10 protein-coding genes are annotated in these 8,776 nt (G+C 70.7%); 5 read left to right on the forward strand and 5 right to left on the reverse strand.

Annotated elements, in window-relative coordinates; translation table 11 throughout:
- The first annotated feature begins 447 nt into the window (after positions 1-447).
- Positions 448-888 (forward strand): hypothetical protein, encoded by a 441-nt coding sequence (locus ABZY91_RS40440; protein WP_329875210.1) that lies wholly within the window; start codon positions 448-450, stop codon positions 886-888.
- 262 nt (positions 889-1,150) lie between these two features.
- Here the strand turns inward: ABZY91_RS40440 and ABZY91_RS40445 are convergent, their stop codons facing one another.
- The 4 genes from ABZY91_RS40445 to ABZY91_RS40460 form a co-directional block, all read right to left on the reverse strand.
- Entirely contained in the window at positions 1,151-2,302 is a 1,152-nt protein-coding gene (locus tag ABZY91_RS40445) for an ATP-binding protein (RefSeq protein WP_355409054.1), read from the reverse strand.
- 416 nt (positions 2,303-2,718) lie between these two features.
- On the reverse strand, positions 2,719-3,249 hold the full coding sequence (locus tag ABZY91_RS40450) for a hypothetical protein (RefSeq protein ID WP_355409056.1): 531 nt from the start codon (positions 3,247-3,249) through the stop codon (positions 2,719-2,721).
- 231 nt (positions 3,250-3,480) lie between these two features.
- Positions 3,481-3,717 (reverse strand): helix-turn-helix transcriptional regulator, encoded by a 237-nt coding sequence (locus tag ABZY91_RS40455; RefSeq protein ID WP_355409058.1) that lies wholly within the window; start codon positions 3,715-3,717, stop codon positions 3,481-3,483.
- Positions 3,717-4,325, reverse strand: a complete 609-nt coding sequence (locus ABZY91_RS40460) for a DUF2975 domain-containing protein (protein WP_355409060.1) — start codon at positions 4,323-4,325, stop codon at positions 3,717-3,719. Before ABZY91_RS40460 ends, ABZY91_RS40455 begins: the two co-directional genes overlap by 1 nt.
- Before the next feature lie 387 nt (positions 4,326-4,712).
- On the opposite strand from ABZY91_RS40460, the gene ABZY91_RS40465 reads away from it, so the two are divergent.
- The 4 genes from ABZY91_RS40465 (at position 4,713) to ABZY91_RS40480 (ending at position 7,289) form a co-directional block, all read left to right on the forward strand.
- Positions 4,713-5,027, forward strand: a complete 315-nt coding sequence (locus ABZY91_RS40465; protein ID WP_329875202.1) for a hypothetical protein — start codon at positions 4,713-4,715, stop codon at positions 5,025-5,027.
- Positions 5,028-5,374: 347 nt separating this feature from the next.
- On the forward strand, positions 5,375-6,109 hold the full coding sequence (locus tag ABZY91_RS40470; RefSeq protein ID WP_355409062.1) for a hypothetical protein: 735 nt from the start codon (positions 5,375-5,377) through the stop codon (positions 6,107-6,109).
- A gap of 294 nt (positions 6,110-6,403) precedes the next feature.
- Complete coding sequence (locus ABZY91_RS40475; RefSeq protein WP_329875212.1) at positions 6,404-6,670, forward strand: metal-sensitive transcriptional regulator; 267 nt, start codon at positions 6,404-6,406, stop codon at positions 6,668-6,670.
- 214 nt (positions 6,671-6,884) lie between these two features.
- Positions 6,885-7,289: a hypothetical protein gene (locus ABZY91_RS40480; protein WP_355409064.1), complete on the forward strand. Its 405-nt coding sequence runs from the start codon at positions 6,885-6,887 to the stop codon at positions 7,287-7,289.
- 17 nt (positions 7,290-7,306) lie between these two features.
- Here the strand turns inward: ABZY91_RS40480 and ABZY91_RS40485 are convergent, their stop codons facing one another.
- Positions 7,307-8,428, reverse strand: a complete 1,122-nt coding sequence (locus tag ABZY91_RS40485; RefSeq protein ID WP_355409066.1) for an IS630 family transposase — start codon at positions 8,426-8,428, stop codon at positions 7,307-7,309.
- Positions 8,429-8,776 lie beyond the last annotated feature (348 nt).

Consider the following 8,776-nt stretch of genomic DNA (forward strand, 5'->3'; position numbering starts at 1 on the left):
GGGCGGTCGCGGGGGGCCACGGCCACTAACCCCCCTTGGGGGGGGGGGGGGGCCCCCCCCCCCCCCCGCGCGGCCCCCCACCCCCGTCCTCGGATGTGACCCTTGCGTCGCCGGCCGGACGACCGGACTCGGGTGCGGTCGCAGGTCCACCCTCAGCGCGCAGTCCTTCCCGACCATGCTGATCGTCGACCGGCAGGGCCGACTGGCGGCCCGTGCTCTCGGCGGCCAGATCGACGACGTCCTCGAATCGATGCTCCAGCCGGTCCTGGCGGAGCAGCAGAGCTGAGCAGGGGAGCGTTGCAAGGCAGGTGCTGATCGTCGCCGCGTCCCGGCGAGGCCGGAACCGGGCCGGAACGGCGTGTGCCTCCGCAGCCTGGTCGGCCGGTGTCGAGGCGTCGTGGTGGCCCTGATGTGCGGGGTGGCGGCCGGGCAGGCTAGTTTGCTCGGGTGAGTCTCCTTGAAGATGTGGCCGAGCGCGACGGCTGGCGATGCTGGGTGTGCGACGAACCGGTCGACCCCGGCGAGTCGGTGAACGACCCGCGAGGGCCCAGTGTCGACAGCCGTACCGCCGACCGGAAGGCCAAGGTCGCCGAGCGGCTTGCGCACCGCGGGTGCAACACCCGCAAGGGCGCGGTCAAGGTGGTCATCGCCTGGCCGGACCGCCTGTACGTGGTCGAGCCGGCGCCCCTGATCACCGTGGCCGGGAGGCTGGAGCGCAAGGGGGGCCGCGAGATGGTGGGCCGTTGCCCGACCAGGCAGGACGCCCAGGCGGCGGCGGACTGGTTGGTGGACCGGTTCTCCCGACTGGTACCGGGGCTGCCCGTGACCGCAGACATCGAGGCGGGTGGCGGCCAGTTCCTCGTCATCCTGGCCACCGGCCGCCGCTGACCGGGAGCAACCAGCGCACAACCGCGGCCCGCAAGGGCCGGGGAGGCCGGCCACCCCACCCTGCGTGACTTCGGCACGGACACGAAGCGGTGGGGGAGCGGCGGCCGGTCGGGTCCCGGGGTTTCCGCGCGCAGCGGGCGGACGGGGCACCGCGCTACCGTGCCGCCCGTGGCGAGGAAGGCCGGGGGCCGTCCGTGGAAGCGAAGGGCCCAGGTCGGGGATCAAGCCAGACCTGGGCCTCGGGGTCCCCGGTGTGCTGCTGTCAGTGACGGGTGGTCGACGAGATCCGGGCGAGGACGGCGGCGGCCTGCGCCGGGTTGGTACGGAGCCAGTCGGCCAGGTGCTTTCGGACGGCCTCGGCGACGCAGGCGCGGACGGGTCCGGTGCCCAGCCGGTCGCGGACGGACCCCTCGAACGCGGGGTGATCGAGTTTCACCGACACGACCGCCCTCAGACCCGCGCCCAGCTGGATGGGGGTGAAGTCGGGGTCGGACGGGGCGAGTAGCTGTTGCTCCCGGGCGTAGACGATGATCGCGGTGGCGAGGCCGTCGCGGAAGCCGAGCTCGTGCGTGCCGCCACCGTTGGTCGGCCGGCTGTTGGCGTAACTTGCGACCCGCTCTTCGCGGGAGTCGCACCAACGGAGAGCCACCTCGACGGTTCCGCCCATTTCGGCGTACTCGCGCTCGAAGCCGATCACGTCCGGGTGGACGGGGACGCCCTGGTCGGCGATGTGGTCCCTCGGTCCGCCCGGGAAGCGGAAACGGATGTCCCGGGGCGCCGCGGGGTTTCGGTCATCGGTCAGTGTGATGTCCAACTCGCGATTCAGGAAGGCAAGTTCCCGGAAATGCTCGGCCAGTGCGTCGAACGAGAACTCCGGTGCCCCGAAGATCTCGGGGTCGGGGTGGAAGGTGATCGAGGTCCCGGTGCCGTCGGCCGGACCGGTGTGGGTGGGTACCGCGACAGCTACGCCTCGCTCGTATTCCAGAACCCAGCGGGCGCCGTCGCGTCGTACCTCGGCCGTCAGACGGTCCGACAGGGCGTTGACGACGGCCAGCCCCACACCGGTGAATCCGCTGTTGAGCGAGCGCCGGTCGGTCGGCGCCGCCCCCGCGCCGAGCACGGTCAACCGGGTCTCCAGCGGGGGCCCGTCGTTGTGGCCGGCGTGCTTGACCGGGAGGCCCGTGCCGTCGTCGGCGATGCGGACGCCGCCGTCGGCAGTGAGCGTGATCTCGGCGCGGCCGGCGGTGCCGCGGATGATCTCGCCCAGTGCGGGCTCGGCGGCCTCGAACACCATGTGGTGAAGGCCTCGTTCGCCGACCGACCCGATGTACATCCCGGGACGCTTCCGGACCGCCTCCAGACCCTCCAGAACCACGATGACGCTGGCGCCGTATGCGTGGGATTCCTCGCTCATGATGCCCCCTCCGAGGGTGTCCGACAGGGCTCACCAGCCTAGGAGATTTTCGAGAAAACGCCAGGTCAGGGCAAGTTTGGCGAGCTCGCATACGGGCTTCTGAGGGGCAGTCGGGAGTGCCGGGCCGGGTGGGGCGCGCGCCGCCGCCGTACTGTCGCCGTGGCCCCGTGAGGACCGCCCGTGACACCGTTCCGGGCGGGTCCAGGGTCACGAGTTCGAAGAATTTCGACGCCTACCCGGTGCGGTCGTGGACGACGGGTGAATCGTTCGGCACGGGCCCCACGACCCTCCGCACCACCCGCCGCACCCGGCCTGGGACGGTGGCGTAGGGCGACACGCTCACGCCGGCACCCGGCTGGTCGGGGGTGCCGCGAGGGCCCGGGGGTCGCCGGACCGACGTCATACCGACCTCGGGCTCAGGCTTGCCGGGGTCGCAGCCAGGGTGGCGGCTGCGCCGAGTAGCGGGCGTGTCCGGCGTCGAAGCCGGTCAGGTGGTAGACCGCGCCCTCGTACTCCATCTCCGGGGGCGGGGGGTCGAGGACCGGCGGGGCCCAGTGCGGCCGTCCGTCGATCTCGACCCGCGTCTCCAGCCTCGGGCTGCCCCAGAACCGCGTGAACTCCTCGGCCGCACGGGCGTTCCAGCCGCCGCCGAGCTTCGCCAGCAGGGCCGGGCTGTAGATACCCCGGACCCGCAGGTCTTCCAGGAACCGGCGCTGGACGACGACCGCGATGTAGCGGCGGTGGTTACCCCGGTGACGGCCGACGACGGTCACGCCCGGGTCCCACGGGTCCCACCGCGGCGGCGCGACCCAGACCTTGGCGCCAGGGGCGAAGTGCCGCAGGCCGGAATGGAGTTCGCCGCCGCCGGTGCCGTGGGCGGTCACCTGCGCCACGTTGGCCACCACGCAGAGGCCCAGAGGGGCGAGCCCCGTCTCGTCGTTCGTCATGATCACCATGGTGTCTGTGCAGTTCCGTTTCCGCACCGGGATTCGGGGCGGGTGCGCGGGCGCCGTCGGGCCGGCAATCCTCGCGGGAGAGGCTCCGGCCGGGCGGCTCCGGTCGTGGCCGGGGTGTCGGGCGCCGTCAGGGATGGAGAGCTGACGACACGGCAGTCGGCCGGCTCGCCCGCGATGCCCCTCATCTCGATGGCGCTCCGGCCGTGAGGGCGGCGCACCGGTTCAGCCGGGCGGTGTCCTGGGCAGGACGGTGAGCAGGTCGCCGGGCCGGCAGCCGAGTGCATCGCACAGCGCTGTGAGCGTGCTGAACCGGATCGCGCGTGCCCGGCCGTTCTTGAGGACGGAGAGGTTGGCAAGCGTGAGGCCGACCCGGTCCGCCAATTCGGTCAGCGTGAGGCCGCGTTCCTCCAGCAGCCTGTCGAGGTGCACCTCGACGCGGTGGTCTTCCTCCGGTGGCATCAGATCACCGTCTCCAGCTCGGCCCGCATCCCGGCGCCACGGCTGACGACCTCGGCGGACGCGAGGATCCCGAACCCGGCCAGCGTCCACGCGGCCGGGAACTCCCAGACCGTGACGCCCGCCGTGTCGCTCACGCTGAGGGCGAGATCCAGTGCCGCGGCGCTCTCCGTCACCCCGGCCAGAGTCCCGCCGACGATGACGAAGACGGCGAGCAGCCGCAACCGCCGCACCGCCTGGGTGGTGAACGGATCACCGCGACGGGCCCGCCGCACCACGAGCAGCAGCATGACCAGCATGCCGAGGGCGACCAGCAGGCTGGGCAGCGCGGTGAGTACCGCCGCGACGAGCTGGTGGGCGCTGGGATCGGCGATCTCCACCTCGATGACGGAGTCCGGGGTGATGCTGACGCCCCCGGTCGTCCTGCCGGGGATCACGGTGCTCCCCTCCAGCGCGCCGGCCGGTATCCCGGCTGTCACGGGCAGGTCGCCCAGCAGCGCACGGCCCACGGATACCGCGATCGCCAGGCTCGTTGCGACCAGACCGAGCGTGAGCACGCCCTGAAGTTCGCCGAGCCAGTCAGGCCTCCGCAGTTTGCCCAGCAAGGACATCCCAACCCCCCTTATCGATTACCGATATGCCGATAATCGATAAACAGGGCTTCCTTGTCAACCCGTCGCCCGTCGCCCGCCGCCCGCCGTAGCCCGGTCGGCCTCGCCCCTGCTCCATGCCGATTCAAGCCCGGCACGCTCGGGCCGTCGGGAGCCCGCAAGGCATGGGGGAGTTCGGGAGCCGGCCGGGCCCGATCGTCGACCGACGGTGTGTCGTGTCAGCGGAGCTCGACCGTCGGCCCGGAGGGGGCGACGGGGCGCAGGCCACCTGACCTGGCACTTCAGGATTCCCTCAAGGTTCCTCCCAAGAGCGATCAGGAACGGTGGGTCCTGTTGCCCGGTCGGTCGGGCAACAGGGTTCACTCGACCATTCTTGAGGAGTCGATCATGCAGATCCGTCGTGCAGTCGCCGGTGCCGCCATCGGAGCCGCTCTCGTTCTCGGTGCGGTGCCCGCCGCTCAGGCCCAGACGTCCAGTCCGGGCGCGAGCCTCGCTGCCGCCAGGTGCGCCTCCAACTGGAGCGACATCAACACCTTCAGCGTCACCTGCTCGGGTGCGGCCGGCACGAAGTTCTACGCCGTCGCCGAGTGCGGGAACGGCAGCATCGTCTTCGGTGCGAAGAAGTACGCGAACGGCTCCACCTCGTACGCCTACTGCGCGGGCAAGGGCGGGTTCACGGGCTACGGCTGGTGGGTGGTCTGACGGGTAGGTCGTACAGGGCCCGGCGGACACCGCTGCGCCGAGGCCTGCGACAGGGTCACCCTTCCTGATCACGCGCTCCACCCGGGGCGGGACGCCGGCTGACTTCCCAGGGCGCGTCCCGCCCCCACCTTCCTGCCGGCCGGTTGTCGGCCCGTAGCGTCGACGCTGCGCCCGCCGGGTTCCTGCCGCAGTCCCCGGCGACCTGGCCGTCCTGCTGACTCCTGGTCTGCCTGGGTGGCCCTCGGGGGTTGTGCCGGTCGGGGGCTCTACGGTTCCGTCGTGGGGCCGGCACCGACGTTTCCGGTGCAGGAGCCTCGAATGTCACAACGGCCTGGTTGGATTCCTGCATGACGGATTGGTCGCAACTCAGCCATGCCTACGGCTCTGCGGAAGACATACCCGCCCTGCTGGACGAGATCGAAGCAGATCCGAACGCCGAGCGCTGGAACGACCTCTGGTCGGCCCTCTGCCATCAGGGCAGCGTCTACTCGGCCAGCTTCGCGGCGCTTCCCCGGCTGACGACAATCGCCGTGGGTGCCGACCCGCAGGAGCAGCTGAACGCACTGCACCTCACAGCCGCGATCGTGGCGGGGACGGGCCAGCTGCACGGGGCCGACGACGTCCGTGTGAAGTATGCGCAGGAGATCGCAACCCTCCTGCGAATGGCGAACGAGCACCTTCGGACGTCTCCCGACCGGACCGACTACATCTACCTGCTCGAAGCCGTTCTGGCATTCGAAGGTGTCCCGGTCTGGGGTGAGGAGCTTGCGTGGGGACTCGTGAACGGGGAGTACCAGATCTCCTGTCCCGACTGCGAAACCAGCCTGTTCATCGCCATCGGCGACTACGGCTACTTCTCCACGAGCGGCGACTACGCCCTGGACGACCACGTGGAGAAGGCCCCTTTGCGACCCGTGGGCCCTGGCGACCTGAGCGGCATCGGCCAACGGATCCACGCACTCGCTCTCACCGACGGTCAGAACGAGGTCGCCACTGCTGTGACCTACCTCTTCGGAAGCGCGCACTGCACGGACTGCGGGGCAGACTTCGCCGTGGCCGACCAAGTAGGCGATCCCCACTGACCTCGCCCCGGAGCTGTCGGCGACGAGTGGCAGGCTGCGCCCGTGGGTTGTGGCACCCGTGGGTTGTGACGTCGGTGGGTGGGGTGTCCTGCGCAGGTGACGTCGCGGTCTGCTCCTGTCGGCGGCTCGCGAGGTGGCCTGTGGCGGTCGGGTTCAGCTTCGGTGGACAGCGGTGCCGAGTCACGGACCGGAGCCGACCGGCCCTGCCCAGGAGGGTCCTTGATCGCCCCGGGGCGCCCGAGACATACCCCACGGGGTAAACTCGCGGGCCAGCGACTCTCTGGAGGTATGGGAATGCAGGTCGACGACGAAGCGGTCGGCGCGGTCCTCAATCGCCTTCGTCGGGCCCAGGGCCAGCTCGCCGGCGTCATCGCGATGATCGAGGCAGGGCGTGACTGCAAGGACGTCGTGACGCAGCTGGCAGCCGTCTCCCGTGCCCTCGACCGGGCCGGATTCAAGATCGTGGCCAGCGGCATGCGGCAGTGCATGGCCGTCGCGGACGGCGACGAGCCGCCGATGAGCGAGGCCGAACTGGAAAAGCTCTTCCTCGCACTCGCCTGACGTCCGGCCCGCTCATCGGCGGCGCCGTGCGGCGCGGGGCTGTGTCTTCCCGGTCCGCCTGCGGGCGGACCGGGCCGTCCGGTCGGCGCCCGCCGCCGTGCAGGTGCGGGGCGCGCTAGTGCTGTGACCGCATAGGTTCGCCGGGTTGGGCATGGCGGCCTGGAGAGGGGCGCCTCTGTAAGATCGCGGGCCCATGGTGCAAGGGTCGGAGGGCATGACGATGGAAACGCCGCAGATACGCCTCGGCAGCGGTGGAGCGTGGCTGGAGCTGGTGGAGGCAGGCGAGAACAGCTGGCAGGTCACCGCCGACTGGTGCTCGTCGCTGTCAGCTGACTTCACCGCCTACCTCACCAGGGACGAGGTCTCGGACTTCGCCGCGCGGATGCTCTCCCACCTGCGCTCCCCCTCGGGCTCTCGATTCTCGGCGGCAGTGACTCCAGGTCGCAGCAACCCGCTGGTGCTGAGCGCCGAACCCGTCGGGGACGGGTTTGCCTTCTTCGTGCGACTGACTCCCAACGGTGACGACGACGTGTGCCACCTGCAGATGGAGATCAATCCCATCGACGCCACCGAGCTTCGGGACATGTTCGATGTGTTGCACGTAGCCATGGCGCTCTGACCACACGAATTGCCTGGTCAGGCTGCGACCCGAAGCCTTCGTCCGCCCCAGCGGATGCCCTTCTCACTGCGGACGCGGGTGCGCTCTCGGCGCTGGGCGGCCAGGACGTCGGGATGGCGGGCGTTGGTGTTGCGCCAGCGCAGGTAGGAGTGCAATTCGCGGGTCTGGACCGGGTGGTTGGGGTGGTTGGAGTTGGCGAGGGTGAACTGCCGCAGCGGTCCGAAGTGTGCCTCTATCGGGTTGGCCCAGGAGGCGTTGGTCGGGGTGAAGCAGAGGTGGACGTTGTTGTTCTTCGCCCAGCGCAGGATCTTCTTGCCGTTGTGGGCGGAGAGGTTGTCCAGGATCACGTAGACCAGGGCGCCGTCCGGCCGGGCGGCCCGGATCGACTTCAGCGCGGCCAGGGTGTTCGCGGTGCCCTTGCGGCGCCGGTTCACGCCCCACAGGGTGTCGTCGCCGATCGAGTAGCAGCCGTGGAAGTAGGTCACGCCGTGGGTGCGCTTGTAGGTGGCCGGCAGCTGGTCCGGCCGTCCCTGCTCGGCCCAGCAGCCGCCCGCAGTGGGACGGATGCCGAGCGGGCCGAACTCGTCGAAAGCGAACGTGCGGTCGGGGAACCGGTCCAGGACGTGCTCGATCCGGTCGAGTTTGGCGTCGTAGTCGGGGTCGGTGGACTCCTTCCAGGTATTGGTGCGCTGGAAGGTGACGCCGTGTCGGGCCAGCAGGCATCGCAGGGCCTCACGGCCGATCCGGATCACCCGGCCGTGGACGCGGCGCAGGTAGGCGAGCAGTTTGCGGATGGACCAGCGGGTGAAGGGCTGGCCGAGCTTGGCCGGGCGGGTAGTGGCCGTCTGGACGACGAAGTCCTCGTCGTCAGGACTGAGCAGGCGGGGACGGCCTCCCGCCCACTGAGGGTCCAGGCAGGCCAGGCCGATCTCGTTGAACCGGTGGATCACGTCCCGCACCGTGTCCTCGTCGGCCTGCACCAGCCGGGCGATGACGGGGACCCGGTTGCCGCCGGCCGAGGCCAGCAGCATCATCGCTCGCCGGTATCGCACCGAGCTGATACTGCCCCGCCGCACGATCCTCTGTAACTGCTGTCCTTCGTGGTCAGTGAGCCAGCGGACCCTGACCGGCTCTGCCATCGCACACCTCCGAGCGGAACGTCTCGCGACATCCAACCGGCCAAGGGCCCGCCAGCCAACCCGGCGGACCTTTGCAGTCACAGCACTAGCGTTCGATGTGCGCGAGGCGTCGGGTTCGCCGCGAGGCATGCGTTCGGCGTCGACCGTCCGGCTCGACCGGGTCCTGCCGACGGTCGCGTTCTCTCGCCGTTGACCGACCTCGACCGTCGTCGGCGGGGGGGCCGCAAGGGGGGCCCCCCCACGGCCGGTGCACCGCTGGGCCGGGGGGGCGGGGGCGGGGGGCGCGGCCGGGCCCCGGGATCCGGTAGTGTTGGGGGCAGCCCCTCGTGTGGCGTTATCTCTCTGAAC

Source organism: Kitasatospora sp. NPDC002965, assembly GCF_040611255.1.
In the GTDB taxonomy this organism is placed as follows: domain Bacteria; phylum Actinomycetota; class Actinomycetes; order Streptomycetales; family Streptomycetaceae; genus Kitasatospora.

Coding starts and splice junctions, on each gene's coding strand:
- ABZY91_RS40445 (WP_355409054.1), bottom strand. CDS start 2,302: ATGAGCGAGGAATCCCACGCATACGGCGCCAGCGTCATCGTGGTTCTG.
- ABZY91_RS40450 (WP_355409056.1), bottom strand. CDS start 3,249: ATGACGAACGACGAGACGGGGCTCGCCCCTCTGGGCCTCTGCGTGGTG.
- ABZY91_RS40455 (WP_355409058.1), bottom strand. CDS start 3,717: ATGCCACCGGAGGAAGACCACCGCGTCGAGGTGCACCTCGACAGGCTG.
- ABZY91_RS40460 (WP_355409060.1), bottom strand. CDS start 4,325: ATGTCCTTGCTGGGCAAACTGCGGAGGCCTGACTGGCTCGGCGAACTT.
- ABZY91_RS40465 (WP_329875202.1), top strand. CDS start 4,713: ATGCAGATCCGTCGTGCAGTCGCCGGTGCCGCCATCGGAGCCGCTCTC.
- ABZY91_RS40470 (WP_355409062.1), top strand. CDS start 5,375: ATGACGGATTGGTCGCAACTCAGCCATGCCTACGGCTCTGCGGAAGAC.
- ABZY91_RS40475 (WP_329875212.1), top strand. CDS start 6,404: ATGCAGGTCGACGACGAAGCGGTCGGCGCGGTCCTCAATCGCCTTCGT.
- ABZY91_RS40480 (WP_355409064.1), top strand. CDS start 6,885: ATGACGATGGAAACGCCGCAGATACGCCTCGGCAGCGGTGGAGCGTGG.
- ABZY91_RS40485 (WP_355409066.1), bottom strand. CDS start 8,428: ATGGCAGAGCCGGTCAGGGTCCGCTGGCTCACTGACCACGAAGGACAG.